Consider the following 26,284-nt stretch of genomic DNA (forward strand, 5'->3'; position numbering starts at 1 on the left):
GCCGCCGTGCCGGCTGTCTCAGGCCGTCGGCTGGGTGTCGCTGGTGGTGACGCGGACGTGGTCGACGACGAGTTGCTGGGGGAAGGCGGTGTTGCCGTCGGGGTCGCCGGGCCAGTATCCGCCGACGGCGAGGTTGAGGATGAGGAAGAAGGGCTTGTTGAAGGCCCAGGTGTTGGAGCCGGTGTCGGCGGGGGTGCGGTGCTGGTAGACGTTGCCGTCGACGGACCAGGTGACCGAGTCGGGCGCCCAGTCGATGGCGAAGGTGTGGAAGGCGTCGGCGAAGGCCTGCCCGTTCGCAAGGGTGTACCCGGCGCCGATGCCGGCCGAGCCGGAGTAGCCGGGGCCGTGCAGGGTGCCGTGGACGGTGGAGGGTTCGAAGCCGACGTTCTCCATGATGTCGATCTCGCCGGAGTTGGGCCAGCCGACCTGTCCGATGTCGTCGCCCAGCATCCAGAAGGCCGGCCACATGCCCTGGCCGCGCGGGATCTTCATCCTGGCCTCGACGTGGCCGTAGGTCTGGGTGAACTTCCCGGAGGTGTTCAGCCGGGCCGAGGTGTACTGGCAGGTGCCGTACCAGCACTGGTAGTTGTTCGGGTTCTCCTTGCGCGCGGTGATGACCAGATGGCCCTGGCCGTCCAGCGCGGCGTTGCTGTTGCCGGCCTTGTAGTACTGCCGCTCGTGGTTGTTGACGTTGTCGCCGGTCTCGATCTGCCACTTGCTGCCGTTCACCGCCGAACCGGCGGCGCCGTCGAACTCGTCGGCGAACGTCGTCACGGCAGCCGCCGCCCGTGCGGCGCCGGCGCCTCGGGCGGTCGACGACGGCGCGGGGGCCCCGGCAGCGAGACCGGACGTGGCCGATACCAGAGCGAGCACCGAGAGTGCGGAGACCAGGAGACGCCTGGTCAGGTGGGGGGAACTCATGGGTTTTCCTTCCCGTGCGGGACGGAGGGGCATGCGATCGCCATGCATATGACAAGTGGGGGCATGGTGGTCACATGGGGGAGGTGAGGCCTTAGTTCACTACGTGATTTAAGAAGTGAACCAAGAGGGTGTCAAGGCTCCTGCACAACCACAGTTCTTGTACGTACGCGTCCTCGCCCGCTCCGGTGCGTGGGTCAGCCCACCGGTACCGCCGCGAGCGGCCGGCCGCAGCGCAGGTTCCACCGCCCCGACCTGCCGCTGAACTCGGTCAGCGTCAACGGGGCCACGTCGAACCGCCAGAACGCCTGCGGGGGCAGGGCCAGTGCATGGACGAGGGCGGCTCGCACGACAGCGGGCTCGACCACCGCCAGTACCCGCCCGTCATCGCTGCCGTGCAGCGAGTCGAGCCAGGCGCCCGCTCGGACGCACAGGTCCAGAAGCGACTCTCCCCCGTGCGGAGCGGCGGAGGGGTCCGCCAGCCACGCCGCCACCCCCTCCGGCTCACTCGCACTCACCTCGTCCAGCCGCGCCCCGGTCCATCGGCCCAACTCCCAGTCGCCGAGGGCATGATCGGCTGCTGACCGGAGCCCCAGTGCGCCGGCCGTCAGGGTGCAGCGTCCGGACGGTCCGTGCAGAATCAGGTCGGCGGCGGGGACGCCCTGCGCTGCGGCCCGGGCCTGCCGGAGCCCGGAGTCGTCGAGCGGCGCATCACCCGCGAACCGGGCCTCGCGCAGTGCGGCGTTCATCGCCGGTGAGATCAACATCACCCGTACCGTCATACCCGCTCTCAACTCCCTGAACTGTGGCCACTTGGCCAAGCACACCATGGCATCCGGGGCCTGCCGGCCTGTCCACGGGCACCATGGCGGCGCCCGCTCCCAGGCGGTATGGTCGCGACAAGACGAAGGTGTGACGGAAGTCCGGTGAGAATCCGGCACGGTCGCGCCACTGTGAACCCGTATCTGCACGGGAAGTCAGACCCAGCATCTTCGTCTCAGGCACCACGATCGGGACGCGTGTTCCCCCAGGAGGTTCTGCCATGGCACAGACTGCTGCCCCCGCCGCCGTCGCACCCGCCATCACCCCCATCTCGCTGAAGGCCATTGCCCCTTGGGCGGCCTTCTTCGGCATCCTCATGCTGATCCTGCTGTACTTCGTCGGCGCCGAGCAGGGCGCCACCGCGCTCATCTCGGGCGAAGGCGTGCACGAGTGGGTCCACGACGGGCGCCACCTCCTCGGTTTCCCCTGCCACTGATCCAACCGGTTGACCCAGGGGAACCCCTCATGAACTCCATATCTGTCAGAGCTCTGCTGGTCCGCGGCATGCTGGCCGGCCTCGTCGCGGGTGCGCTCGCACTTCTGGTCGCCTACTTCCTCGGCGAGTCCCGCGTCGACGCGGCCATCGCCCTCGAAGAGACGCACAGCCATGACCACGGCGGTGGCGAGGAACTCGTCAGTCGCACCATGCAGTCCACCGTCGGCCTCGCCACCGGTGTACTCGTCTTCGGCGTCGCTGTCGGCGGCATCGCCGCACTCGTCTTCTGCTACGCCCTCGGCCGGATGGGCCGCTTCGGCCCCAGGGCGACGGCGGCGCTGATCGCGGGAGCGGCCCTGCTGACCGTGTACGTCGTGCCATTCCTGAAGTACCCGGCGAATCCGCCGGCGGTCGGCAACCCCGACACCATCGGCAGACGCACCACCCTGTTCTTCCTGATGGTCGCGCTCAGCGTCCTGCTGGCCGTCGCCGCCGTCATCCTCGGCAAGCGGCTGGCTCCCCGCCTGGGCAACTGGAACGCCACCATCACCGCGGCCGCCGGCTATGTGCTGGTGATCGGGCTCGCCTACGCCTTCCTGCCCTCGTTCAACGAGGTCGGAAAGGACTTCCCGGCAGCTCTGCTCTGGGAGTTCAGGCTCGCCACGCTCGCGGTGCAGGTCACGCTCTGGACCACCTTCGGGCTGGTCTTCGGGTACCTCACCGAACGACTGCTGGCTCCGAAACCGGGGGCGGTCAGGGCCACGGACGCTACGGGGAGCCGGCCGGCAACCGTCGCCGGCTGAGTCCGGGAGCAACCACAGGCCCCGCACGCCGGCACGCACGGCGTGCCGGTGTGCGGCAGGACTTGCGCAGGGTGCCGACTGCACGCACAGAGCCCGCCGGGGATATCCCGGCGGGCTCTGTGCGTAGGGAAGCCGCCTTCACTCCGACCCGGCGGGCGCGTCCCAGTCGATCCGGTAGTGCTTCAGCAGTGCGTCCTCCTTCACGAGACGCATGCCCACTGCTGTCATGACGCACTGGGAGGCGATGTTGTCGAGGTCGGTGTCCCCGTGCACGCACGCGACGCCTCGCTCGCGGGAGAACCGCAGCAGCGCGCGAAGCGCCTCCGACGCGTACCCCATGCCGCGCGCCGACGGCACGAGTCCGTACCCGATCGTCACGTGTCCCTTGTCGTCGGGTGCCCCGTGAAACCCGACTCCGCCGATCACCAGCCCGTCCTCGCGGCGTCGTATCCCGTAGTTCGCGAACGGGCTGGGATCGCCGGTGGCCGCGCAGGTTTCGAGGAAGCGTGTGGCCGCCGCCACCTCCCCGGGCCAGGGATAGCCCGGAGCCCAGCGCACACCGTCCGCCGGCCGTCCCGCCGCCACCTGCTCGGCATCGGCGACAGTCATCGGACGGAGGAGCAGGCGTGGTGTGACGAGGTCGGTCATGCCCTGTGAGGTATCACGCGGTACGGCAGGGCCGCACCCGGATTTCCGGGTGCGGCCCGGTACGTGCGGCGGTCAGGCGCTACCGGCCGGGGTGAAGTCCCCGGACAGTGCGGCGGCCATCCGCAGCTGCGTGTCCGCCTCGGCCTGCCGGCCCTGACGCTCCAGCGTGCGGCCGAGCATCAGCCGTGCGTACTGCTCGACGGGGTCGCGCTCCAGCACCTCGCGCAGCTCCGTCTCGGCCCGGACGAGCCGCGCCGAGTGGTAGTAGGACCGCGCCAGCAGCAACCGGGGCGCGACCAGCTCCGGCGCCTCCTCGACGAGCCCGCCCAGAATCCGGGCCGCGATGGTGTACTCCTTCGACCCGAAGAAGAACTGCGCACGGTCCCAGCGCTCGGCTGCGGTACCGAACTCGTAGTAGGTGTCGCTCATGTGACCTCCTCGGTCGAGGGCGCCGCCGGGCCGTTCCCGTACGTATCCACACGCCACAACACTCACGGGTGGTTTAATGTTCCACTAAATATTCGGCGTGGGTGCCGCCCGCCCGGAGTCGCACGGGAATAGGTTGAGCGTCATGAGCAATCTCGATCGCCAGGCCACACTCTCCGTCTGCGGAGGGCGGGGCTTCGTCGTCGCCGAACCCGTACGTGAACTCCTCACTCCGCGCCACGTCCGGCTCGGCGAGTCCACCGAGGTCCGCAGACTGCTGCCCAACCTGGGCCGCCGCATGGTCGGGGCCTGGGCCTTCGTCGACCACTACGGCCCCGACGACATCGCCGACGAACCCGGGATGCAGGTGCCGCCCCACCCCCATATGGGCCTGCAGACGGTCAGCTGGCTGCATGAGGGCGAGGTCCTTCACCGCGACAGCCTGGGCAGCCTGGAGACGATCCGCCCGCGCGAACTCGGCCTGATGACCTCCGGCCGCGCCATCAGCCACTCCGAGGAGAGCCCCAGGCCGCACGCCGCACTGCTGCACGGCGCGCAGCTCTGGGTCGCCCTCCCCGATGCCCACCGCGCCGTCGAGCCCCACTTCCAGCACCACACGGACCTGCCGACCGTCACCGCCCCCGGCCTCGCGGCCACTGTGATCCTCGGTGCCCTCGACGGCGCCACCTCGCCCGGCACCGCGTACACCCCGATCGTCGGCGCCGACCTCGCCCTGAGCCGCGGAGCCGAAGCGCGCCTCCCGCTGGATCCCGACTTCGAGTACGCCGTGCTGTCGATGTCCGGCGAGGCGGAGGTCGACGGCGTCCCCGTCCTGCCCGGCTCGATGCTCTACCTCGGCTGCGGCCGCACAGAGCTTCCCCTGCGCGCGGAGTCCGAGGCGGGTCTCATGCTCCTGGGCGGTGAGCCCTTCGAGGAGGAGATCGTCATGTGGTGGAACTTCGTGGCCAGAACCCAGGACGATATCACGCAGGCCCGTGAGGACTGGATGAACGGCGATCGGTTCGGCACCGTACGTGGCTATGACGGTGCACCGCTCCCGGCTCCCGCACTGCCCGCTGTGCCCCTGAAGCCGCGTGGACGTGTGCGCTGAGCTGCGGGTTTTTGCGGATCCACGGGTTTCGAGGCGTGCCCGATCGTGCCTGCGACGTGCTCTGGGCGGGGGAGGTCTGAAAGCGGCTGAGAGTGCCTCAGGGGGAGGCCTTCCGCTGGACCGGCGTTCCCATCTGTGCCCGCGTCTGACCTTGTGTGCCAGGACGGATGCTGACTTAATGCTGACTTTTCTGACTGGGCGTCAGGCCGGTTCGGCTGCTGGTTGAGGCGATCGGAGATTCGGGGCGCCTCGCGGGTGAGAGGTCTGGTCGACGATTGGCGGCGTTGCGGTCCGGATCGTCGTCCAGGCGGAGGAAGTACAGGTCCGCCAGGACGCCGAGGCCAGCAGCGCGCAGGTGGGCCCGCAGGCGGTCGCGGCGGGCGGCGGTGATGCCGTGGGTGCGGCCGGGCCAGCTGATCTTCAAGCCCGTCCAGCTTCGTATGCCGCGCGGCGATCCGCTGCAGCACTGGGGCTCCATCATGGGCCGGAGTACGGAGCGGCACCTGCGGCGACGGACAGGAATCCGCAATCCCACCCCTGCACAATGGCCTACACCCAGACTGCAGCCCGCGACCAGCACGAACACCCCGACCTGGCGTCACACCAGTACCGCGAACAGCTCCTTCAAGATGGCGCAGTTTCATTCCTTCCAGGCCACCTCATACGTCAGGGTCCGTCGTATCGTCGACGTTCCGGTCAGCGTTCTGGTACATCCGCTGGACCTTGCGCCAGGCGATGATGATTTCTGGCAGCTGGTCGAGCAGTCCCCGGGCGACGAATAGGAAGATGCTCAGCACGCCGGAGGCGGCCAGCAGCCAGAGAATGATGGAGTCCACCCGTTCGAGTCCCTCGTGATCCAGGGTCGAACATGGGTGACGTCCACTCAGTTCGACCACCGACTTGTGTGGTCAGAACTGAGGTCTACGCCGACAGTAAAGATCAGGTACTGCTATCCCATGGGTAATGCGAGCACGCCCTGAGGCAGCCGCAGTGAGCGGTGAGGTAGCAGGTGGCCGGGTCGTTGTTCACGGCTCGAACAGCTGCCCCTCGATGTGTCGGCTCGTGGGGAGTTGATCCTGCGCTGCTCCTGAAACTACCTACTGATCAGGACATGGCAGCTAGAAAGGCCATACGCGGGACATGCCACCTGGCGATGAGGTACAGGGGCCACCGCTGCCGAGCGCCGACCAGACCGGGCCTGCAACGGCAGAGGAGGACCCGTTCTGCCCAGTGAACTCCGTGCCGGCGTTCGCTCGTACAGGTCAGGGCCTGTACGCCGTCATGGAACCGGCGAGCGTGAGCAGGTTCCGGCCGTGAGGCGTTAGAGCGGTGCCGGCTCCTGCGAAGTGGGCTGATATCCCGGGTGCCATTGGATTGCGGGGGCCCCACCGCAGCGAGGGCTTGCTCGGCCGTCTGAACGCCCCATCATGGCCGCAATTCTGGTGCTGGCCTTCACGAGTTTGTCCCTGAGTTGGGCGGCGAACTGGCGCAGGCGACCCAGTTCAGGATTCTCGGAGGTTGTCTCTTCGTGCAGGCCCTGGGCAGCGACGTGTCCCGGCTCCTCGCGGTCCGTGTTGGCAACTGCCTTGTGTGGTGTGCTGCTGGGGGCGTTCGTGTGGTACGGCTCCGTTCAGCTTCTGTGTCGTGCAGACCCTGCAGAAGGGCGCCGTGAAAGCACATATCGGGACGATGAAGCACAGGCCGCTGAACGGTCGGTCGGGAGCGGACGTGTGGACAACTCAGTACTTGGTGTTAGGTGCCAGCGTGTTCGGCACTCGCGTGCCCTGAATCGTTCCCGCGCGGTATCCTCGGGCGGATCGCACGGCCTCACGCATCCAGAAGCGAGGAAGGCGCGTGCAACATTCTTATTGGTTTCGGGGGTGCGATGGCGGCGGGAAGTGGTGCGGTCCAAGATGGTGCCGTTTCGGATGGTCAGGGAGGCGCCGTCATCCGCTTCTCCTATGGGCAGGTCGGCAATGAGGTCCCTGGTACCTCTGCAGCAGTCGCACAGTGCCTAGCGGAAATTCGCCTCCACCTCGCGGCTGGTTCGGATGACCGGACGGTTAAGGCCGTGGCGCTCGTATACCGCGCGTTCGACGAGATCGCCGATGCGGAACGAATGATGGGAGCGATCACACATCAGCTGGGTGACGCTTTGGCGGCCACCAGCGTTCCCGTGGCGCTGGTAGCGCGCCTTCGAGAGTTGATGGAGATTGCCTCGAACGCCCGCAGGCGGCAGAGGGGTGTTCCTCTCCCTGCGCGGGATCTGTTGGGTCAGGCAGAGGAAGGCCTGCAAGAGGCATCTGCGATGGAGTCTGCGAATGAACGTTTCGCCACGGCTCACCTGGCAGCACTACGCACCGCTGCCGCTGTGCTTGCTGTGCGAGGGCGGCCGTCGGGGGACACGGGCGAGCGGCGTCAGAGGCGAGTCCGTAGCGCTTGGGAGGTGCTCCCTGAAGTTGCTCCGGAGCTGACGGAGTGGAGCGCTCTATTCGCGATAGGTGCCCGCACCCGCGCCCGCGCGGAGGCCGGCATCGAGGGCGCAGTCAGCATGCGCGAAGCGGAGGACTTGATTCGCGATGTTTCGATGTTCCTGCGGCTTTGCCAACGGTTCCTCCTGTCTGACTCCCGGCAGCAAGGAGAGCTGCGACTGCCGGGCGGCCGGGAGTCTGGGCCTCGCCCAATAGTCGACGAGCGAGGAGCACGCGAATACCGGCGGCGCGACCTACCCCTCGGTCACACACCACCGGGCCCTCCGCTGGGTGATGACGATGATGAATGGGACGAGTAATTGGGGGATATAGCCAAGGGCGTTCTCGGTGGCGGGTGGAGTCTGTTGGTCGGTTGGATCCTGCCGACGGCCATCAACTTGGCCATTCTGGCTATCACCATTGGGCCCAGCCTGAGTCAAGCGCCAATGACGCACCAGATCTTCGCTGCCTCGCCGGGGGCTAAGACGCTATTGTTGTTGACTGCTTCTGTATTGATGGGCCTCATCCTCAATGCCTTGCAGATCCCCCTTTACCGGGTGTTGGAGGGGTACCTGTTCTGGCCGGCGCGACTGTATGCGCGGCGTAGTCGCCACCACCGTGGGCGCCGTCGAATGCTGGCCGATGAAGTGACACGGACGCGCAGCGCGCGTAGGGCTGCAGCCGAGCGGGCACAGCCTGCAGACACCGCACTGAGGCCACTGACTTCCGGCGGAGCAGCCTCGGGCGTTTCGGATCCACGCTACGACGTGGCAACAGCCACGCAGCAGGCGCTGCTTGGTGAGAGGCTGGCCCGGTATCCGGTGCAGGATGACCAGGTCACGCCTACCAGGCTCGGCAACGCCATTCGGCGCCTTGAGGAGTATGGCTATGACCGCTATCGCCTGGATTCTCAGGTGTTGTGGAACGAGCTCACCGCGACGGCACCCGAGCAGGCTCGTCGGCAGGTCGACATCGCACGCACCAGTGTCGACTTCTTCATCGCCCTGCTTTACGGGCACACAGCCCTCGTCGCCATGGCTCTGGGTGCTACATCGGTTGAAGGCGCCGATCCCCAGATCCTCCTCGGAACCGCTGGCGTGCTCGGCATCTTGTGCCCGCTTTGGTATCGGGCCGCGGTCGCAGCGACTGACGAATGGGCGGCATCCGTCCGCGCGCTGATCAACCTGGGGCGCCATCCATTGGCTCAGGCCATGGGCCTCAACCTGCCACAGGACATCGAAGAAGAGCGAGAGATGTGGCGTATGGTCTCCCGGATGTCCCGGACCCGGTTCCAGGACGGAGCTGCCGCTTTGAACCGCTTTCGCTCCCTCCCTGGTCCAGACGATCCATCGAGCACACCCGCGCAGCCAAACGTCTCTGCGCGGCCCTGCGGCATCTGCTGCCGGGAGACGCCCGCCTCCGACTGTCGGCCAGCACGGCCGCCGGCTTGATAGAGAGGGCACCCGGCCGGTCAGGTTCCCAGCGGCCAACTGCCGCTACGTCTGCCCTGCGCTGCCTCCTGGCCCGCCGCGCCGATCTCCAACGCACGAAGGCTTGGAAGGAGTCCCTGGACCCGGACTTCGAAGCCAAGCTCGACCGGCTCGAGTTCGCGCTCACCGAGCGGCCAGACCGGACATTCGCGCTGGGTGTACTACGCCGCCCCGGGTCCGTGCCCACCACGCCGCCGGGGTGTCGGACCCCGAAGGCTTCGCGGCGCTGGCGTTGCAAGAGACGCTGGTAAGCATGCACGATCTGGCGGCAGGCTTCGGGCTTGCCTGGACCCCGCCCTCCGCTCTCTGCTCGGGGGTGCTCGCCCGTCTGTTTCCAGAGTCTCCGGGCGGCGTGGATCCCCGGCTCACCCGGTTGTGGGCCACCGGCCGCGCCGAACTGCCGGGGCACCGTCGTCTCACCACGTGGCGCTCGACAGCACAACGCGGTCATAGGAGCGGATCGGCCTCAGTCTCGGCCAAGTTGGTGAACGGGCCCCTACTACGGCGAGAGCGCACCGGGCACCCATCCCAACCGGCAACCCTGCAACCCAAGGTGTCACGGCACGCTGACGAACAGGGCCGCAGGGCCCATCTGTAGCAAGTGGGGCGCTGGCCCCACATGGCGCTACCCGATGTCAGTTCAGGTGCTGGTTGGGTGCCTGCGCTGCGGTTTCGTACTCAGGTAGCGTCACGACCGTGACGCCCGCGCCTTCGAGGATCTCGGTGCCTTCGGCTCCGGCGACGAAGGTGTCGGGCTCGCTCCAGGCGGTTACGACTCGGCGGAGACCGGTGTCCCGGATGAGCTGGGCGCAGGGACGTGGGCGGGATGCACGCTTGGCGCAGGGCTCCAGGGAGCTGTAGATCGTGGCGGTGGCGAGCCGGGCGTCCTCGGCGGGGAGCTTGGCGAGGGCGCCTTCCTCGGCATGGTCGTGGGGATCGCTCTCGCGGGAGTAGCCGCGGGCGAGCTCGGTCCCGTCGGCCGCGACGATGACCGCCCCTACGCTGAAGGCGGTCTCGGAGGGCGGGCAGAGTACGGCCAGCTCGCAGGCGAGGGCGAGCCAGTGTCGGTCTGCGTGATTGGGCTCACGACCGGTGCCGGGGGCGCCGGTAGAAGAGCTGGTGTTCATCGGGGCTCCGTCGTGGTGTCCTTGGGGGCGTACCTCAGGAGTACCACGTCGCCGATCTGGCGGCTCTCGAGAAGCCGGAGTCGGGCTGAGGGTCCGCCGGGATAGCTTGCCGGGCTGAGCATGCGCACGGCATCCGGCTGGCCGACCAGCAGCGGGGCGATGACGAGCTGGAGTTCGTCGGCAAGCGCTGCTTCAAGGATTTGTGTGTGGATGGTGCCGCCGCCTTCGACCATGAGTCGCTTGACGGCGTATGCGTCACCGAGGATGTCGAGCGCGGCCGGCCACACGGCCTCGGCAGGGACGTTCTGAACGGTGGCCAGGTCGCCGAGGTTGGCACGCGCCTTCGTGGTGGCCGCTTCGCCGACGGCCAGGACAAGCTTGTCCCCGCCGTGGTGCCAGAACTTCCAGCCGGGGTCGAGATCGCCCGTTCCTGTGATGGTGACCTTCAGCGGGTACTCCGGCCGACCGGCACCGACCCGGGACGCTCTGCGTTCTGCTGAGTTGACGAGGAGGCGGGGGTTGTCGGCGCGGAGTGTTCCGGCGCCGACGAGAATGGCGTCGACACTGGCTCGTACGGAGTCGACCCGCTCAAAGTCCTCCTTGTTGGAGAGCATGAGCCGATCCTCACCCGGACGGGTGTCGAGGTGGCCGTCGATCGATACAGCTGCGGACAGCAGGACGTACGGGCGAGACACGCTATCTCCAGAGGTGGGCACAGATAGGTCAGGCGGGATGCAGGATGATGCGGTCGAGCGAGGCTCGGAACTCGGCGACGCCGTCCTCGCCGGCTGCGGGGGCGAGCGCTTGGTCGAGCCGGTCAAGCTGAACGAAGATGCGCGCGGATCCGGTCTCGGCGGCGATCCCGACGGCCTGCCCGCCGATTTGGGCAGCCAGGGTCATGTTGCCTGTGCCCGCGTGGGCGCGGGCGGCACGGGCGAGGTAGACGCCGCGGTCCCGACGGTATGAGGGCGGAAGCACGGCGATGGCGCTGTCGAAGCCGGCCGACGCCTGCTCATACTCGCCGAGCGCAGCGAGGGAGCGCGCCCGGGCGGTGTTGATATACGCCGCGTCGAGCCAGGAACCCCAGACACCGTCGGCGCCCGCGCGGCCGAGAAGGGTGAGTGCGGTGTCGTAAGCCCGATGGGCTTCACGGCCTTCACCGAGTACGGCATGCGCATGGGCCTCGTGCAGAACGGCGATGACTTCGAGACGGCTCCCGGGCCGGGCCGTGCGCCGGGCAGCGGCGGCGAGGCCGAGGGCATCGGCAGGATGACCGGTGTCGACCGCGAGCTGTGCCTTACGGCCGAGGATGTACGCGGTGAGGTCAGCGTCGCCAGCGATGTGGGAGGCGTCGAGTGCTTTCGCGGTGTGACCGTGGGCGGTGCGTTCGTCGCCGATGTCCTGGGCGAACCAACCTGCCAGCTCTTCGTAACGTGTTTCCAGAGTGAGGAGCTCGACTGCGTCGACGCCGCGGGCAGCTCGGCGTCTTGTGGCAAGGGAGACGAGGTGCTGCTGCAGCGCGGGCAGCATGTGCCGGGGACCGATGAGGTTGTCGGTCTGGATCATCATGCGGCGGAGCTGCGCGAAGTGCTCGAAGGGAGACCCCATGTCGGCGAGTTCGGTGGCAGCCGCCGCCGTCGTAGCGGCCGGGATGGCTGCCGCAGCCAGGCCGGCCAGCCCGGAGGCGAGAACAACACGGCGGGGCACGGGCACGAAGAGAATCCTTCCGTGGATTCGGGCGGGGACGACGACCGTCTCGTCTCCCAGCGAGCCTGCCTCCCCGAAGGCGCTCACGGCCAGAGTTTCCAGGCCGCTGGCCCCATGGCTCCGTGTATTGGCCCCATGAGTTGCTGTCTCGGCTCTGGACACGGGGACAGAGCCGTCCTGCGGATCCTCGCGTTCCGCACGGTCCCAGCGGCGAACCAATGCGCCAGCGGTATCGAGGACATCGTCGAGGACGATGGCCGCGTGCCTCGGGACGGGACGCTCAGCACGTTCGAAGCGTCCGAGATGTGCGCGGTCGATCAGCGCCTTCCGCGCGACAGCCTGCTGTGACAGCCGACGGGCCTGGCGGAACTGGCGTAGCTCGTAACCCCAGTGATGCCATGGGCCGGCCTCCGGAGTCAGTTCGTTCGGCTGCTGCCCCACGCTTCCTCCTCCGCCGTGAATCTTCGTTCGCCCTGTGATTGACCTCAGAGGAACCGGCTGGCATTCGATGGGGCCTGAGGAGCCAGCGCGCGGGGCTCCATTCAGCGCCTCCCCACAGGGGTCTCGGACCGCTTTCATCGTTGGTACGAGCTGATCACACGGTATCCGAACGGCCCCTGCATCGAGCCTGATTCACGTCAGTGCCGATGTAGCGACCCGCCGGTTCGAACGCTTCATTGCAACCGTCGGGTGAGTCCTGCAGGGGCTGAGCGCGATCTGGGGGAAGGCGACCATGAAGAGAATAAGAAGCCTGGATAGCGTCATCACTACCCCCGGGCACCGAATCAGCCTGCAGGCATCCAGCGACTGGATGGACGCCGAAAACGCTCGGGCGCAGAGGTGGCACCGCGGGCCCTCCACGCTGGAACGCCCGTCGCGTAGCGGGCAGCTTCGGCGGCTCCGTCAGCAGTTCCGTCGCGAGGCCGCCGAAAGGCACGAGCGTCTCGCCGGCGATCGCCAAATCCGTGTGCTCGCTTACAGCTTGCTTCTGGGCCGGGGCGCGAGCCCGGATGAGGACTGGAACACCCTCCAGGTCGAGGCCGAGCGGCGCGGATACGCGATAGGGGCACGGCTCCACGACGTGGCCGTCCCTTTCTGGGCGAAGGCCACGGTCGCGTGATACTTCAACTCGAAGGTGAACGTGTTCAGGCTGAGGTCTCGCGCGACCTTGATCGCGGCCATCTGCGGTTCGCCTGGAACGCCCCAGGTCACCGAGCCGTCGTGGGCGACGACGTAGCTGTGGGAGCCGTGGGGAGTGGTGTGGTGTTCGGCCAGGACCGTCAGGTCGCCGGCCCAGAACTGCTGCTCTGCGTAGGCGGAGTCCGAGTTGGCGGGTCCGAGATCATCGAGGTGGAAGTCGAGGACGTCGCTCATGCCGCCAGCCCCATCTGCTCGGGCGCGGGGGTGGCCAGCACGCGATGGTTGGGCCGGATCGGGCTCGTCGTGCACGCGGCGAAGGGGCCGTCGGGGGCACGGAGATGGACCAGGGTCTGGTCCAGATGGTCGCGGTGCCATGTCGAAGGGCCGGACAGGCCGGCCTCGGCGTCGGTGAACTGCTGCCACGCGAGCCAGAGAGCGTGCAGCCGGGCGACAGCCTCGGGATGTTCGTGCCACTGCGCGCACCAGGGGCGGGTGGTGCTGATCTCCCGGCCATACACCGGGAGGAAGAGGTAGTTCACCCAGGCTGTGAGGGCGGTCAGTTCGGTGGCGTACGCCTCACCGCCCAAGGCGAGGATGAACACCGAGGTGGGCCCATCCGCCTGCGGGGAGCCGGCCGCTTCTGCAGCCGGCTCCGCATCGGTGGGTGCGGGGGAGAGGGGAGGGGGCTCGGAGCCGAGGCGGTCGAGGATGACGCCGTGCTGCCTGACCTCGGTCATGGTCTTGGCGAGGGTGCTGGCAAGATCGTCGAGGTCCGTGTCGGGAACGCGGAACGGTTCGGGCTCGGGGGCGGTCGTGCTGGTGTCGGACATGGGGGCGTGCTCCATCTGTGGGACGGCGGCATGCCCGAGAGGATCCGCAGATTCCGCGATTTGGCCCGGCCGGGAAAGCCCGGTAGTGAGGCGCTACGCCGGGGTGCAATGAGGGCAGCGCGGGAAGGGCGGTGCCAGCAATTGCAGGGCACGAGCCGCCTGTTGAGGGATGACTCCGTTGCCCAGCGCAGTGAGCTGAGCGGGTCGTCCCAGTCCCGGAGTGGCGGTGACCCAGCCGGGCTCCAACCCCTGCATCCACTCCACGAAGCGGGCACGGAGCCGGCCGGCCGCATCGGTGGGCTCCGGCGCCGGGCGGGTGAGCGTCTCCCATCGGGTGATGGCGGCTGCATAGGCCCCCCATCGCCGGTCTGCTCCCTGCGTTCGGGAGCCGGGGCCGTCCAGAGCGGCAGAGGGGACGCGGCAGGGCGCCGTCCCTTGTTCGGATGGCGTTCCGAGGAGCCGGTGCCGTTGGTCCGCCGATGCGGAAGCAGGGAGGCCGCCGCGCTGGGCAGGGTGAGGTCCCCGTTGCCGTGGCGTTGGTTGGGCGAGCCCTTGATGCCGTCCGACGCCTTCGGAGTCGGCAGCAGAAGCCACTCGACCTCGTCGGCCAGGTTCGGGCCGTGGCCTCCCCTCTTGCGTTTGGAGGGGTGCTGAGAGCCGCCGTTCTTGCCGATGTTGCTGGTCGGCGTCTTGAGCAGGGTCTCCGGTGGGCCAGGCCGTGAGGAAGGTGCGCTCGCGGCGGTGCGGGGCTCCGATGTCGGAGGCGCGAAGAACGAGCCATTTCGCGTCGTACCGGAGGTCGGCCAGGGATCCGAGTACGGCACCAAGTGCCCGCAGAGGAGGCTGGCCTGGGGTGTCTCCCAGACACCACGGGCAGAATTCCACATCGCGAGGGGAACCGGCGGGGGAGGTGAGGAGTCCTCGGACATTCTCGATCACCACCAGGCAGGGTCGGAGGGCCTCGACCGCACGGGCGACGTGCAGCCAGAGGCCGGAGCGGGTCTGGGGATTGAGCCCGGCGCGCAGGCCGGCGACCGAGACGTCTTTGACAGGGGAAGCCAGCCGTCAAGACACACACCGGGGGGACCGTGGACCAGTTGATGTTTGTGATGTCGCCGAGGTTGGGAATCTCGGGCCAGTGGCGGGCCAGGATGCGCGAGGCGTCCGGATTGACCTCTGCGTGCCAGGCCAGGGTGCCGCCGAGCGCGGACTACACGCCCAGGTCGAGGCCGCCGTAACCGGAGCAGAGCGAGCCGATCAGCGGAGGGCGCGTAATGGTGGGCTGCATGTCACCGGCTCCGAGCGATCTGGTTTGCAGGAGCTGGTCCTGTCTGAGCTGTGAACGGAGGTGGAGCCGGAGAGGGAGCTGCGGTCGTGGACCGGCTGAGGGCAGCCCGGAGACGCACAGACGGCGGTGAAACCGTCGCCGAAGCGGCACGAAGAGAGCCAACTGCTTCCCGCAGGGTCATATCCGCCGTACGGATCGACTCGTTGATCACCCGTAGTGCGGCCTCCCGCGCATCGTCGGCGTCGGGCTGGTCCCGAAGATGCTCGGTCCGGTCCAGGAAGAAGAGCTGATGGGCGACCTCGCCGAGCGCGGACGCTGCCTCTCCGGTGGGTTGCACAGCGGCGGCGAAGCCGCTGATGACCCGGGCTGTGTGGGCTTCGCGGTCCTGGCCGGCGGTGCTGAAGAGGACCTCATTGCCGAGGTCGGTGATCAGTTCGCCCAGTTCGGCAATCTGCTTGGCGATGCCGACCACGTCGGGCGAGCGGCTGGCGTCTGCGAGGACCGGGAGCTTGCTGCGCTGGCCGTCAAGGGCCGACGCCGTGGCGCGCATGGCGCGGACGTCAGAGCTGGGAGTGCTGTTCATGTGAAATTCCTGAAGGAGGGAGGTGTCAGCCGTGGCCGCGTGAAGGCGGCCGTGAGGCGGTGGGGGCCGGCGCAGGACAAAGTCGATTCGAACCGGGTGGTGCTGGAAGCGGCGCGCTGCGTGCGAGGGCAGCGCGCATCCGCGTCGGAGGCGGACCGTCTGGGGCGGGAGCCCGAGCGGGCGGGTGCGCTGGAGAGCGGCCGGTCGCGTTCTGCCAGCGGGTGCGTACTTCGTCGAGCGGGCCCAGAGCGTGGAGGGCGTGATTGATGAGCCGCCCGGGGGACAGCGCCTCGTTCTCCGCCAGGGCCCGCACCTGGCGGGCGGCGGTGGCTGCGGTGCGGGTGATCGAGGAGCGCAGGACCTGCTCGCCGAGCCATCCGGCGTCGCCGGCACCGACGACGTCGCAGATGGCGGCGAAATGGTCTGCGGTGAGGGCGCCGTCGGCCAGAAGCCCGCGCCGCTGGGCCTCCCAGAGCAGGGTGATGTGGTCGATGGGTTCACCACGGTGGTGCAACGCGCCGAGACATTGGTAGAGCTGCCCATGGGCCGGGGCGGCGAAGTCGCCCGGCCGTAGCCAGCCCACCACCTCGTCCATGGCTGTTGGCCGGTCAGCCAGGACGGTCAGGAGGAACTGCTCGTCCTCGCACACCTCGGCGGACACCGGCGACGGGTCGGCGGAGGCAGTGATTGGTGTGGGAACAGGCGGAACCGGACGCGGTTCGGTTTCCCAGCGTTGTGCGAGATCGCTGAGCACTCCGGACAGAACGTCCGCGCGGTGCAGGGCTCCTTCGACCTGGCCCTGGAGGGCATCGGAGCGGGCCGCCTGGTGAAGGCGGATCGCGTGCTGGGCGATGGTGCGGTGGATGGCGCCCTCCAGCACCATGCGGCCGTACACCGGAGCGTGCTCGGGACGCGGGCAGGCCGAGATCAGGGTGTGGGCGTACACCGCGGTCAGCCCTCGGACGTGGCGGCCGGCTGCCTCAACCGCGTCGGTCACCCACGACAGCGGTATGGCACCACCCTCGGTGGCCAGGGCAGGGTGGCCGTCGCTTCGGAGTTTGCGCAACGCGGCGAACAGTGCCAGGTGGGCCGGCCGGTCGAAGTGCTCCGGGGCGAGCCAGTCAAGGTGCGCGAGCTGGCCTGGGTCGAGCAGCACGGCGCCGAGCACCGCCTGCTCCGCCCCCTGCAGCGGATTCATCGCCCACCCCCTACAGGGCCTGAGGATTCGTTCCGCCGGGCGGCGTGGAGGTCTGCGACGGCCCGGTCGGCAGCGGCTGCCGCCGCGGCGAAGGCATCCAGGGCGCTGGTGAAGGACGGATCGGTGGCGAGCACCGAGCCGGCCCGGCTGACCAGCCACCACTGGTCGTCGCGACAAACGGCTGGTGAGCGCATGAGCGGTCCGGTGGGCGCTGGAGGGGAGGTCGGGTGGTGCGAGGACACGGGCAAACTCCTGAACAGGTGAGAGTGGGGCGTCAGGCGGCGAGATCCTGGGCGGCTTGAATGGGGGTGCCGGACCGGCAGGACCAGGGCGAGCAGCCGTCCGGCTCGCCGTTCTCCAGCTCGTTGTCCGCGAGCGCGTCGAAGATGTCGCCCTGGCGGCCGGACCACTCGTGGGCGGTGACCCGGTCGATCGACGCCTGGTCCAGGGGGCGGCGGCTTCGGTGCAGGTACGCCTGCCCGAGCAGGGGTTTGCCCTCGGCGGTCGCGCGTGCGTTGCCCGAGCGGATCGCGGCGTCGAAGGTGACCACGTCCTGACACTCCTGCGGGGACTCGTCACGCAGGGCCCTCCACTGGGCGTTGCCGTGGTACGGACATCCCAGGCACGCACTTTTCGGGGTCTGGCCGAAGCCGCGTGAGCGCAGCATCCGGAGGCAGTCGGAGCGGGAGAACCCGCTCTCGATCAGGGGGAACCGGTTCTTCATGTAGGCGACGTCGGCGTCCTTGGCCCGGTGGAACTCGTCGACCGAGATGCCGATCCACTGCTCGACGTGAACCCCTGTGGGGATGCGCTGCGGGTGCGGATAGCCGAGCAGCTCGCGGACCTTTTCCTTGATCGGCCGGACCTTGTACTGACCCGTGCACTGCCGGCGTGACATCCCGTTGCCTCCATCGGAGTTGAGGATGTGCAACGGCATCGACGCGAAGTGCTTGGAAGGGTCGAGCGCATCGGACCGGATGTTCCCGGAGGACACCCGCAGGATCGGGATGCCGGCAGGCTCGGCGATCTCCCGCTCGATCCGGTCGAGATGCTCATAGACGACGCGAGGCTCCCAGCCTGTGTCCGCGAAGATTGCTGCGTCGAGGCCGGGCAGGTGGCCCTCGGCGGCCATGAGCAGCAGGCAGGTCGACTGGACGCCTGCCCCGAGCGAAAGCACCTTGAGTGCCGGAGTGTTCATGCCGACAGCCCGAAGTCGTCGCAGTCCGTGGTCTTCGCCAGAGCACGGTCGGTGATGGCCTTCGTCGCACGGGCCGACGCCGGGCCCACCACCCTCGCGGATGGTTCCTTGTACCAAGGCTTGAGGTCGAGCATGGCGACCCGGATGCCGGTGGCCAGCAGCAAAGCTTTGCCCTTGGGTAGGGCGCGGATGGCGTCGGGCGGAAGGATGCGTTCGGTGCGCATGCTCACTGAGGTGGACTTGCCGCTGTCGCTGGTGGAGACCGAGGTGGTCTGGACGTCGTGGTCGCCGACCTGTCGGCTGAGGCGGTCGGCGAAGTCGGCGTCGTCGATACCGCTACCGATGATCTTGATGGTGGCGGCGGACCAGAGGGCGTCCATGCCGGCCTCGCCCCAGCACCGCTGGCCCTGGCGGTAGGACTGCAGGATCGTCATCGGGATGACACCCCGGCTGCCCAAGTGGCTGTACAGGTCAGGGAGATCCGAGATTTTGCACACGTTGGCGGCCTCGTCGAGGACGCACAGGGCGGGTGGGTCGAGCCGGCCGCCGGAGCGCTCGGCGACGACCACGGCCGCGCGCATCACCGCGTCGGCGGCGGCAGCGATGATCGCGGACGCGCTGCCGCCGCCGTCCTTGCTGAGGAGGTACAGGGTGTCGCGGGAGGTGGCGAAGGCGAAGGGCTTGAACTCGGAGAGGTCCTTGCTGGGCGTGACCCATGCCGCGACGTCGGGGTCGAGCAGGCAGCTCGCGTACTGCCTCGCCGTTTCGAAAATGCCGTCGCGGGTCTCCGTTGCGCCGGCGACGGTGCCCTGGAGCTGGGCGGCGACCGCGTCGTGGCCGGCATCGGTGAGCAGGTCGACCGGGGTCCGGTCGGCGGGGGAGGCGAGCCAGGCCAGGACGTCGGTGATCGGGCGTCGGTGGCTGGCTGCAGCGAGGAACAGAGCGCCGAGCGTGTTGCTCGCGGCGGTGGACCAGAAGTCGGATCCGTTCGATTCGTCCACGCTGGCGGCGACGAAGTGTCCGGCCAGGCGTTTGGACCCGGCCAGGTCGCGGGCGTCGGCCAGGACGTCCCACCACATCTCGCGCGGGTGGTGGGCGATCTGCTGGGGGTCGAGGGTCCAGATCGTGCCGACCTCGGCGCGAGCGTTCACCGTTGCGGTGAACGCGTCGTTGGCGGCCTTGTTGCTGGTGAGCAGGACCGGGCCGGGCGCCGCGAGGATCGCGGGGATCGCCAGGCCGGAGGTTTTACCGCTTCGCGGAGCCATGATCGCGACGATCACGTCCTCCCATGACGCGCGGACATGGGCGCGGCCGGGGGAGAGGGTGCCGAGCAGGATGCCTCGGTCAGCAGGGGCGACCTCTTTTACACTCCCGGCCGCTCAGGGAAGGCCGCAGGTCCTTGGCCTTGGCGGTGATCTCCTTGTCCAGCAGCGGGGCGAGGTCGGCCTTCCGGGCGAGGCCGTTCTTCGCGCCTCCGTGCAGCCGCATCCACAGCACCAGGCCGAGGACAGTGAGGCAGACGGACAGCAGGCCGGGGATGACCCGCGCGCCGACCAGCAGGGCGGTGGGGCTCAAGTGTGGCCACAGCGCATCGGGGTGAAGCAGCGCGTCGGTGGCCCTGAACGGAGACCAAGTCCCACTGCCAAAGAGGGAGTTGCTGACATTCCCGCTCAGCCACGCCAGTGAACCGAAGGCGAGCGCGATGCCGAGTATGCCGAAGAGGAGGTAGAGGAGCGCGTCCGACCCGGTGGTGGTCGAGGGCGCACTGGTACGCGGTGCGGGCATGGTGGGTCCTGGGAGTAAGCGCAGGCGAGTGATGGAGGCGGGGCACACGGCGCTCTTCTGCTGGTCATCGAGGCAGCTCCTGTTCGCAAAGAGGGGCTATCGGGTGCGGAGGGCTCGGGTCTGCGGAGTGCTCGCCGTCGCCTCTGCGGATGTGGCCGGGGAAGTTGTGCGCTGGGCGGCGGCATTCGGTGAGGAGGAACGGGCAGCGCGCTGCCGGTTCACTTCCGGGTCGCCGCCAGTGGGTGTTGGGGCTGTGGCGTCTGCGCCGGGACCGAGGACGTCGCTGATCAGCTCCCTGCTCCGCAGGACGTCGACCTTCTCTTGGCCCCGGGGATCCGTGAGTTCCGCAGGGCATGCGGCGATCCCGTCCTCGGCGATCTCCAATTGCTCCTGGACGTCCCGGAGCATGCCGTGAGCGGCGGCCAGCCCCGTCCAGGTCTCGAAGGCGGTGTTGGGATGCGAGTCGTCGAACGCCAGACGGACGCGGGTCCAGTCAGCGGCAGCAGCGACGAGTTCGGTCAGCTGCGGCAGAGCCCCGAGAAGTGCACCGTTGACGTCCTCGATGATTCCGGCAACCTCGTCGGGTGTTGCGGTCTCGGTGAGCGGGCGATCATCCCGGGGACGGAGTGCGGCTCGGCGGAAGGGCGGGACAGGTTGCGGGGTTGCGGTAGCGCGCCGGAACCGGACGTCTTGCCGCGATAGGCGAGCCGGATGTTGTGCTGCATAGCGGCGCCAACAGCCTCGCCGATGCTGGAGTAGTACTCGGGCACAGTTGCTCCTCGATCGTTGTACTGGATTTCCGGGCTGCGGTAGGGGCACGCGGCCGACGTGCTCCCCACCCGGATGGACGGACGCAGGTCCGGAAGCCGGTCTTGTGGCGGAGGAGAGCAGCAGCAGGCTCACGGCGTGACCGACAGCGTCAGGCCGTCGGTGAGGGTCACGAGCCGGCCCCGGGTCGTGTCGGGACTGTCGGCGGTGACGATGAGGAAGCCGATGCGGCTGGTATCGAGGTCGCCCGCCGGCGGCAGTACGACGCGCTCTCCGACTTCTCGGAGCCAGGTCACCTGGTGCAGCCACGGGTGCTCCGAACCAGGGACGATCGCCAGGCTCCGCGCGGAGAGGACGCCGCTGGCCGGGGGATAGACGATCTTGATCGCGGCGGTGGTATGCGCCGTGGGCGTCAGGTCTGGAAGCTTCCCGCAGGCGACGTCGGCAGCGATCCGGGGCAGGTCGAGGCCGGTGGCAAGGCGGACGAGCTTGCCGATCAGGTCGCCGCCGATCCGCGAGTTGACCTCGATGATCCGTGGACCGGACGGGGTCAGGCGCATCTCCACGTGCTGGACACCGTCGCTGACGCCCAGCGCTTGTACGGCCTGGATGGCGACGGCGGCGACCTCGGGCAGGAGCGGGTCGCCGGCATCGACGGTGTGGCCGACTTCCTCGAAGTACGGAGCGAAGGCGACCTCCTTGCGGGTGACGGCGAGCGCGGTGGTGACGCCGCGCTGGGTGACGCACTCCACCGATATCTCCGGGCCGGACAGGTACTCCTCGACCAGCACACCGCTGCCTTCCGGGCCCTGCTCACCGGCTCCGGCGGCAGCGAATTCCCAGGCGGTGGGCAGCCCTTCTGGCGCATCGACGCGGACCACACCGATGCTGGCCGCGTGGGAGGAAGGCTTGAGGACGACCGGGAAGCCGGTGCGGAGCGCGGCGATGGTTGCCTGGTCCAGGGTGTCGACGCGGGTGGACGTGGCCGAGGGCACGTTGTGCTCGGCGAACAGGCGGCGGCTGGTCGCCTTGTCCCGGCAGGCGGTCATCGCCACCGTGGTGTTGCCGGGCACGCCGAGACAGGCGGCGAGTTCGGCGGTCGGCACGAGCGTGTACTCGTCCCAGGTGACGACTCCGGCGATGGGGTGGCGAGCGGCCAGGGCCAGGCCGGCAGCGACCACAGCCTCCGGGTCGTGGGTGTCGGCGACCTCGTGGTCGACCACCAGATGCTGCTGCCAGGACGGCGGCTTGGCGTCGATTACTGCGATCGGGTAAGCGGCGGCGGCCTGCTCGACGCAGTAGCCGCGATAGACGGGATCGGTTCCTCCGACGACGATCAGCAGCGGGCGAGTGGATCGGGACATGGGAAAGCCTCCGTAGGGCGGTGATGGGTAAGGATGGAGAAAGGGCAAGAGCCGCACGGCCGTTCAACGGCTCTTCAGAGGGCATCCGCCGGCTGGCTGGGCTTCTTGTGGAGTGGAGAAACCTGTGGATGGGGCGGTTCGCAGGCGGTCCGGTGCCGTCGCAGACCGGCGAAGCATGCACTCAGCGCCAGACCCTGGATAGCGGCGCACGCCAGCAGCAGGTGCGGAATCCCAGCGGTGGGGACGATCGCGATCAGGGCTCCGGCCAGCGGGAGCGGCAGCAGCACCAGGATGATCGTCACCGCCAGGGTGGAGCCGAACGCCTGGGCCGGGATGAGACGGGACCGCAGCGTGCGCAGGACGACGGTCATCGCGCCTTCGCCAGCCATGACCACAGCCACCGCCACCGTGTACGCGGTGAAGCTCGGCGCCAGGGCAGTCGCCAGGCATGCCGCGGTTGAGACAGCGGCTGCCCCCGCGCCGACCGACCAGATGCCGAAGCGGTCGATCGCATGACGGCTGGCCCACACCGCGATCAGGGAGGCAACGGCTGCCGCGCTCCAGACCGATCCCACGGCGGCGGTGGAGTAGTGGAAGTGGTGGATGACCGTGATGGGGGCGGCGGCCTGCAGGACGCCGGTGGCCAGGTTGGAGGCGATGAGACCTCCGACCAACCAGGCAAGAGCCGGCGTACGGCGCAGAGTTGCCCACCCGGTCAGAAGGCTGCTGGACGCCGGGCGGTGGTCCGTGGCACTCACATCGCCAGATGTGGTCGCGGCAGCGGTCAAGGCCAACAACGCGACCACGGTCAGCAGCACTATGGGTCCGGCCAAGAGCAGCAGGCCGCCCAGGAGCGGACCGACAAGCATCGCGCCCTGGTCGATCCCAGTCTGCGCGGCCTGTACACGGTGGGCCGCATTGCCCAGCCGGCGGCTCGACTCAGCTCCCAGGGTCTCCACCGCGACGAAGGAGACCTCCGCAACCAGCCCGGAGACAGCGCCGAAGGCCAGGACAACAGCCGTCGTCATCGTTCCGGCGCTGGGCAGGACGAGCAACACCACACCGGCCAGGACAACCACGACGGTACGGACCAGGTTGGACATCCGGAACACACGGCCGGCGCCCCACCGGTCGACAAGCGATCCGGCGAAGGCGAACGCAGCCAGACGAGGTGCCCATTCGAGGAGGAACGCAAGGCCGGTCAGGGCGGTGGAACCGGTGATGACCAGGACCAGGAGCGGGATGGCGTAGGTGACCGTCGCGCTGGCCAAAGCGTCGGCGGCCCGCATGAGGTACGTGCGCGACAGGCAGACGACGGGAGCAGGCGAAGAGATCATCGCGGTCACCGCGTCCGAAGACCGGGGGCCTGCGACGGAGGTACGGGCGCGCCGGCGTCCGTTGACCCGGTACCGAGGGCCGAGGAGCCCCTGGCCTTGGCCACAGCAGGAGATGCGGCGAGGGCGGCACTTCGGGAGTCGGGGAGCCTCGGAGACCGTGTCTGCTTCTCGGTCCGGGACTGCGGTGCGTGCCCGGCACGGGCCAAATCGGCTTCCGAGTCTGCGAGTTCCGAGTGCGCCGAGCTGACGAACTCCGCAGCGAAGCCGAATCGGTCAGCGAGCTGGTATGCCTCATCGTCGAGGTCGGTGATCTGCTCGCCTGCCGCCTCCAGCGCTTCCCGCACACGCTCAAGCGCGCCGTGCTCGGGATGAAGGAGCTGGTCGAGCGCCCATCGAAGGTCCTCACCGTGCTCGGCAGACCTGATCTGGTCGGTGAGCCGAAGAAGTTCCCCTCCGGCGGCGTAAGGCCCGAGGGGGTTTGCCGGGGTGGCCATCCGGGCGGTGTCGAGGGAAGGATCGAGGTCGACACCGTAGCGGGCGGCGCGGAGCATCTCGGCCGCGTAGGTGGCAGTGGCGGCGCGAATGGGGGGCGGCGTAGTGGTGGGAAGGCGATGGCGTCGGCCGTACCAGTCGTCGATCTGCTGGAAGCCGGCGTGCTTGAGGAGCGTGGCGGCAAGGCCGTCGGTGGCGCCCTTCGCCGAGACGCTGCCGCTGGGCTCGGTGGTGATGGTGATCGAGGGGGCAGGCACGTGGGTCTCCTGGGCGCGGGGTATCGGGTGGGTAGCAGTGGGCAGGTGGCCCAGCTCGGCGGCGAGGCGGTGGCACTCGGTCTGCAGGCGGAAGGCGTCGCGGTAGGCGTTGTGGAGGCTGCCGTCCTCACGGGCGAGGGTGGCCACGACGTGCACCTGCCTGGGCTGGTTGCGCAGGGCGATCCACCGGCAGGCGTCCGGATTGCCTTCTGGAGTGATGCCTGTGGCGGCCACCAGGCGTCGGGCGACGGTGGCCCACTGCGAGTCGGTGAGGTCCGGGCGGCGAGGGTCGGAACGGACCGAGCAGATCCATACCGGGCGTTCGGGTGCACGGGCCCCGAGACGTTCGACGGGAGCGTCGAGGGCGTGGGCCAGGTACGGCAGTGAGCCAAACTCGGCGAGCAGCTCGATTGGGGCTCCGTGACCGTCGCCCGCGATCAGCCGTGGGCTGGTGTGGGTACCGTGTTCGCCCGGCCCGTCCAGGTACGAGAGCAGGCCCGCGGTGTTGCTGGAGCGCCTCAGGTGGGCAATCACGGTGTCTACCTCGAAGGGGAGTGGCGAACTCGGGCCCGGGTGTTCGGGCTGTCAGGGAGAGGATCCGCAGGTTCCGCGATTTGGCCCGGCCGGAGATCGCTGGTAGACGTTGCCGCTTCCTCGGGGCGTCGAGGTCGTAGGCGTGGGCTGGGGTGCCGGTGCCACGCCGAGGCGGGGCACCGGCAGATCAGACGTGGGGGTTCTCGGTCGGCCGGTCGGCTTCGGTGGCGGCTTGGAGCAGTTCGGCGAGGTCATCGGGTTCGGAGGAGCGCTGGTCGATCCACCACCCGGAGCGGGTGATGGTGCGAGCGGCCTCCTCTATCTCCTCCCACGCCGTTTCGCTGGTCTTGCCTTCGAGGACCAAGGCGATGTAGGCGGCGGCCACGACCTGGTGGCGGCAGCGCACACCCCAGCCGACGGCTCGCTCGGTTCCCTCCAGAGGAGGCATCCGGTACTGCTCCGTCCAGGCTTCGGATTCGGCCTGCTCTTCGGCCCGTTTGGCCTCCAGCCACGCGGCCTTGTCACGCTCGTCGCCCTCCTTGGCGGCCCGCCAGCAATCGGTGCATTCCTGCTTGGCGAGCCATTCGGCGAAGCCCGCGCGACGGTCGACCGCCCGGTCGGACAGGTCGCGCTCGGCCTGGTGGCCGCATGAGTAGGTGATGTGCCAGATGGTCTTTACGGCCATGGGAATTGCCCCTTAAGGGAGGTGGGTCGGCGGTTGCGGGAGAACGCGATGCGCGGGTCGACTAGTCCGGTCGCCGGAGAGGAGGTGGCGGGAGCGGGAACCGGCGTCTTCCCCGGGAGGCCGGCGCGGGCGGGGCTGGTGGCGAGCGCGGCGGCGCTGGTGATGCCCTGACTGGACTCGTGGCGCGCGGCCGGGCCGGGGGCAGGTGGGAGGCGCGCTGTTGCCTCTGCGGCGAGGCGAGGCTGCACCGCGACCTGGAGATCAGATCGGTGCATCGTCACCGTGGCGCGGGCCACCTTCTCCAAGGCCTCGCCGTGGTCGACGGATGTGGGCAGCGTGTAGATACCCAGGCGCGGGTCCTGCCGCCAGCCGTGTTCCTCCAGGATGAGTCGGCCGGCCAGTTCGGAGGACTGGGGGCCGGTGGCCGCCACGATGCCGAGCTGTGGAAGGTTGGCGAACGCGACGTCGGGGCCTACGCGCGGGGGCTGGTCACGGGCAGGAGTCGTACCGGAGGCCAGCGAGGGGTCGAGCGAGGCGTCCACGTCGACCTCGTAGCCGGCCCTGCGCAACAGGGCGACGGCCCGGGTGGCGCGGCCCTGCCCGTCCTGGAGCTGGTTGGCCAGTGCGTACAGCGTCGGTTGGTCCGGGACAGGGTGGAAGTCGAGTGCCTTCAACATCCAGGCGCCGGCGGCGAGGTGTTTCGGACTCGTGGCGACGATGCCGTAGTCGGGGTGGCGGCCGACTGCGATGTCGGGGAGCGAGTCGTAGTGGGTGGGCATGGTTCATCCATCCGGTGTGGGCTCGGGGGTAGGGGCGGGCGAGGATCGGGTTGGTTCTGCCGATGGGGGACACGGGGTGCTCCGAAG

Annotated in this window: 21 protein-coding genes, 5 pseudogenes and 1 riboswitch; of the genes and pseudogenes, 6 read left to right on the forward strand and 20 right to left on the reverse strand. The window is 68.8% G+C overall.

The genetic code is table 11. The annotated features are described in order from the left end of the window. Positions 1-24: 24 nt before the first annotated feature. A pseudogene (locus SH922_RS37725) lies at positions 25-921 on the reverse strand (family 16 glycosylhydrolase); the annotation flags it as partial. Between the two features lie 194 nt (positions 922-1,115). Beyond that, positions 1,116-1,700, reverse strand: a complete 585-nt coding sequence (locus SH922_RS37730) for a histidine phosphatase family protein (protein ID WP_393063031.1) — start codon at positions 1,698-1,700, stop codon at positions 1,116-1,118. Between the two features lie 120 nt (positions 1,701-1,820). After that, a riboswitch (adenosylcobalamin (AdoCbl) riboswitch) is annotated at positions 1,821-1,916 on the forward strand. Between the two features lie 44 nt (positions 1,917-1,960). Here SH922_RS37730 and SH922_RS37735 point away from each other — a divergent pair. Both SH922_RS37735 and SH922_RS37740 read left to right on the forward strand, forming a co-directional pair. After that, positions 1,961-2,176: a CbtB-domain containing protein gene (locus SH922_RS37735; RefSeq protein ID WP_326733799.1), complete on the forward strand. Its 216-nt coding sequence runs from the start codon at positions 1,961-1,963 to the stop codon at positions 2,174-2,176. Between the two features lie 29 nt (positions 2,177-2,205). Next, the gene (locus SH922_RS37740) at positions 2,206-2,979 is read left to right on the forward strand and encodes a CbtA family protein (RefSeq protein WP_393063032.1); all 774 of its coding nucleotides are present in this window, start codon (positions 2,206-2,208) and stop codon (positions 2,977-2,979) included. 138 nt (positions 2,980-3,117) lie between these two features. On the opposite strand, the gene SH922_RS37745 is transcribed toward SH922_RS37740, so the two are convergent. Continuing rightward, positions 3,118-3,627, reverse strand: coding sequence for a GNAT family N-acetyltransferase (locus SH922_RS37745; protein ID WP_393063033.1), 510 nt, complete (start codon positions 3,625-3,627; stop codon positions 3,118-3,120). A 72-nt stretch (positions 3,628-3,699) separates the two neighbouring features. Continuing rightward, entirely contained in the window at positions 3,700-4,056 is a 357-nt protein-coding gene (locus tag SH922_RS37750; protein ID WP_393063034.1) for a tetratricopeptide repeat protein, read from the reverse strand. Positions 4,057-4,198: 142 nt separating this feature from the next. On the opposite strand from SH922_RS37750, the gene SH922_RS37755 reads away from it, so the two are divergent. After that, positions 4,199-5,164 (forward strand): pirin family protein, encoded by a 966-nt coding sequence (locus SH922_RS37755; RefSeq protein ID WP_393063035.1) that lies wholly within the window; start codon positions 4,199-4,201, stop codon positions 5,162-5,164. A 175-nt stretch (positions 5,165-5,339) separates the two neighbouring features. Here the strand turns inward: SH922_RS37755 and SH922_RS37760 are convergent, their stop codons facing one another. After that, entirely contained in the window at positions 5,340-5,588 is a 249-nt protein-coding gene (locus SH922_RS37760; RefSeq protein ID WP_393063036.1) for a hypothetical protein, read from the reverse strand. Positions 5,589-5,823: 235 nt separating this feature from the next. After that, on the reverse strand, positions 5,824-6,000 hold the full coding sequence (locus tag SH922_RS37765; RefSeq protein WP_285572472.1) for a hypothetical protein: 177 nt from the start codon (positions 5,998-6,000) through the stop codon (positions 5,824-5,826). A 1,397-nt stretch (positions 6,001-7,397) separates the two neighbouring features. Here SH922_RS37765 and SH922_RS37770 point away from each other — a divergent pair. From SH922_RS37770 to SH922_RS37780, 3 genes and pseudogenes are all read left to right on the forward strand, one after another. After that, positions 7,398-7,955: pseudogene (locus SH922_RS37770) on the forward strand (SAV_6107 family HEPN domain-containing protein); the annotation flags it as partial. A 126-nt stretch (positions 7,956-8,081) separates the two neighbouring features. Next, a complete protein-coding gene (locus SH922_RS37775; RefSeq protein WP_393063037.1) occupies positions 8,082-9,086 on the forward strand; it encodes a hypothetical protein in 1,005 nt (334 codons plus the stop codon). 199 nt (positions 9,087-9,285) lie between these two features. Beyond that, a pseudogene (locus SH922_RS37780) lies at positions 9,286-9,578 on the forward strand (hypothetical protein); the annotation flags it as partial. Between the two features lie 182 nt (positions 9,579-9,760). On the opposite strand, the pseudogene SH922_RS37785 reads toward SH922_RS37780, so the two are convergent. The 14 genes and pseudogenes from SH922_RS37785 to SH922_RS37850 all read right to left on the reverse strand — a co-directional run bounded on the left by SH922_RS37785 (position 9,761) and on the right by SH922_RS37850 (position 26,197). Beyond that, a pseudogene (locus tag SH922_RS37785) lies at positions 9,761-10,947 on the reverse strand (dihydrofolate reductase family protein). A 28-nt stretch (positions 10,948-10,975) separates the two neighbouring features. Then, on the reverse strand, positions 10,976-12,400 hold the full coding sequence (locus SH922_RS37790) for a helix-turn-helix domain-containing protein (protein WP_371602298.1): 1,425 nt from the start codon (positions 12,398-12,400) through the stop codon (positions 10,976-10,978). Between the two features lie 534 nt (positions 12,401-12,934). Continuing rightward, positions 12,935-13,333 carry a hypothetical protein gene (locus SH922_RS37795; protein WP_393063038.1) on the reverse strand — a complete coding sequence of 133 codons (399 nt, stop codon included), beginning with the start codon at positions 13,331-13,333 and terminating at the stop codon, positions 12,935-12,937. Beyond that, complete coding sequence (locus SH922_RS37800) at positions 13,330-13,929, reverse strand: DUF4913 domain-containing protein (RefSeq protein ID WP_285570308.1); 600 nt, start codon at positions 13,927-13,929, stop codon at positions 13,330-13,332. Before SH922_RS37800 ends, SH922_RS37795 begins: the two co-directional genes overlap by 4 nt. A gap of 93 nt (positions 13,930-14,022) precedes the next feature. Then, positions 14,023-14,991 (reverse strand): DNA cytosine methyltransferase, encoded by a 969-nt coding sequence (locus SH922_RS37805; RefSeq protein ID WP_393063806.1) that lies wholly within the window; start codon positions 14,989-14,991, stop codon positions 14,023-14,025. Between the two features lie 227 nt (positions 14,992-15,218). Then, positions 15,219-15,800, reverse strand: a complete 582-nt coding sequence (locus SH922_RS37810; RefSeq protein ID WP_393063039.1) for a hypothetical protein — start codon at positions 15,798-15,800, stop codon at positions 15,219-15,221. A 25-nt stretch (positions 15,801-15,825) separates the two neighbouring features. Next, positions 15,826-16,998 carry a DnaB-like helicase N-terminal domain-containing protein gene (locus tag SH922_RS37815; protein WP_393063040.1) on the reverse strand — a complete coding sequence of 391 codons (1,173 nt, stop codon included), beginning with the start codon at positions 16,996-16,998 and terminating at the stop codon, positions 15,826-15,828. 274 nt (positions 16,999-17,272) lie between these two features. Further along, entirely contained in the window at positions 17,273-18,196 is a 924-nt protein-coding gene (locus SH922_RS37820) for a hypothetical protein (protein WP_393063041.1), read from the reverse strand. Then, positions 18,193-19,981: pseudogene (locus SH922_RS37825) on the reverse strand (type IV secretory system conjugative DNA transfer family protein). Before SH922_RS37825 ends, SH922_RS37820 begins: the two are co-directional and overlap by 4 nt. An 899-nt stretch (positions 19,982-20,880) precedes the next feature. Then, positions 20,881-22,113 carry an acetyl-CoA carboxylase biotin carboxylase subunit family protein gene (locus tag SH922_RS37830; RefSeq protein ID WP_393063042.1) on the reverse strand — a complete coding sequence of 411 codons (1,233 nt, stop codon included), beginning with the start codon at positions 22,111-22,113 and terminating at the stop codon, positions 20,881-20,883. Positions 22,114-22,187: 74 nt separating this feature from the next. After that, positions 22,188-23,450 (reverse strand): MFS transporter, encoded by a 1,263-nt coding sequence (locus SH922_RS37835; RefSeq protein ID WP_393063043.1) that lies wholly within the window; start codon positions 23,448-23,450, stop codon positions 22,188-22,190. A gap of 5 nt (positions 23,451-23,455) precedes the next feature. Then, complete coding sequence (locus SH922_RS37840; protein WP_393063044.1) at positions 23,456-24,733, reverse strand: hypothetical protein; 1,278 nt, start codon at positions 24,731-24,733, stop codon at positions 23,456-23,458. Positions 24,734-24,920: 187 nt separating this feature from the next. Beyond that, positions 24,921-25,418 carry a hypothetical protein gene (locus SH922_RS37845; protein ID WP_393063045.1) on the reverse strand — a complete coding sequence of 166 codons (498 nt, stop codon included), beginning with the start codon at positions 25,416-25,418 and terminating at the stop codon, positions 24,921-24,923. Further along, positions 25,409-26,197: a hypothetical protein gene (locus SH922_RS37850; RefSeq protein ID WP_393063046.1), complete on the reverse strand. Its 789-nt coding sequence runs from the start codon at positions 26,195-26,197 to the stop codon at positions 25,409-25,411. Before SH922_RS37850 ends, SH922_RS37845 begins: the two co-directional genes overlap by 10 nt. Positions 26,198-26,284: the final 87 nt, after the last annotated feature.

It is taken from the genome of Streptomyces sp. LN549, assembly GCF_043203805.1.
In the GTDB taxonomy this organism is placed as follows: Bacteria; Actinomycetota; Actinomycetes; order Streptomycetales; family Streptomycetaceae; genus Streptomyces.

What these genes read in the sequence shown, in the direction of transcription:
- SH922_RS37845 (WP_393063045.1), bottom strand. Translation starts at nt 25,418, where the DNA reads ATGGCCGTAAAGACCATCTGGCACATCACCTACTCATGCGGCCACCAG.
- SH922_RS37735 (WP_326733799.1), top strand. Translation starts at nt 1,961, where the DNA reads ATGGCACAGACTGCTGCCCCCGCCGCCGTCGCACCCGCCATCACCCCC.
- SH922_RS37800 (WP_285570308.1), bottom strand. Translation starts at nt 13,929, where the DNA reads ATGTCCGACACCAGCACGACCGCCCCCGAGCCCGAACCGTTCCGCGTT.
- SH922_RS37775 (WP_393063037.1), top strand. Translation starts at nt 8,082, where the DNA reads ATGACGCACCAGATCTTCGCTGCCTCGCCGGGGGCTAAGACGCTATTG.
- SH922_RS37750 (WP_393063034.1), bottom strand. Translation starts at nt 4,056, where the DNA reads ATGAGCGACACCTACTACGAGTTCGGTACCGCAGCCGAGCGCTGGGAC.
- SH922_RS37810 (WP_393063039.1), bottom strand. Translation starts at nt 15,800, where the DNA reads ATGAACAGCACTCCCAGCTCTGACGTCCGCGCCATGCGCGCCACGGCG.
- SH922_RS37835 (WP_393063043.1), bottom strand. Translation starts at nt 23,450, where the DNA reads ATGATCTCTTCGCCTGCTCCCGTCGTCTGCCTGTCGCGCACGTACCTC.
- SH922_RS37820 (WP_393063041.1), bottom strand. Translation starts at nt 18,196, where the DNA reads ATGAACACTCCGGCACTCAAGGTGCTTTCGCTCGGGGCAGGCGTCCAG.
- SH922_RS37745 (WP_393063033.1), bottom strand. Translation starts at nt 3,627, where the DNA reads ATGACCGACCTCGTCACACCACGCCTGCTCCTCCGTCCGATGACTGTC.
- SH922_RS37850 (WP_393063046.1), bottom strand. Translation starts at nt 26,197, where the DNA reads ATGCCCACCCACTACGACTCGCTCCCCGACATCGCAGTCGGCCGCCAC.
- SH922_RS37730 (WP_393063031.1), bottom strand. Translation starts at nt 1,700, where the DNA reads ATGACGGTACGGGTGATGTTGATCTCACCGGCGATGAACGCCGCACTG.
- SH922_RS37740 (WP_393063032.1), top strand. Translation starts at nt 2,206, where the DNA reads ATGAACTCCATATCTGTCAGAGCTCTGCTGGTCCGCGGCATGCTGGCC.
- SH922_RS37755 (WP_393063035.1), top strand. Translation starts at nt 4,199, where the DNA reads ATGAGCAATCTCGATCGCCAGGCCACACTCTCCGTCTGCGGAGGGCGG.
- SH922_RS37795 (WP_393063038.1), bottom strand. Translation starts at nt 13,333, where the DNA reads ATGAGCGACGTCCTCGACTTCCACCTCGATGATCTCGGACCCGCCAAC.
- SH922_RS37830 (WP_393063042.1), bottom strand. Translation starts at nt 22,113, where the DNA reads ATGTCCCGATCCACTCGCCCGCTGCTGATCGTCGTCGGAGGAACCGAT.
- SH922_RS37815 (WP_393063040.1), bottom strand. Translation starts at nt 16,998, where the DNA reads ATGAATCCGCTGCAGGGGGCGGAGCAGGCGGTGCTCGGCGCCGTGCTG.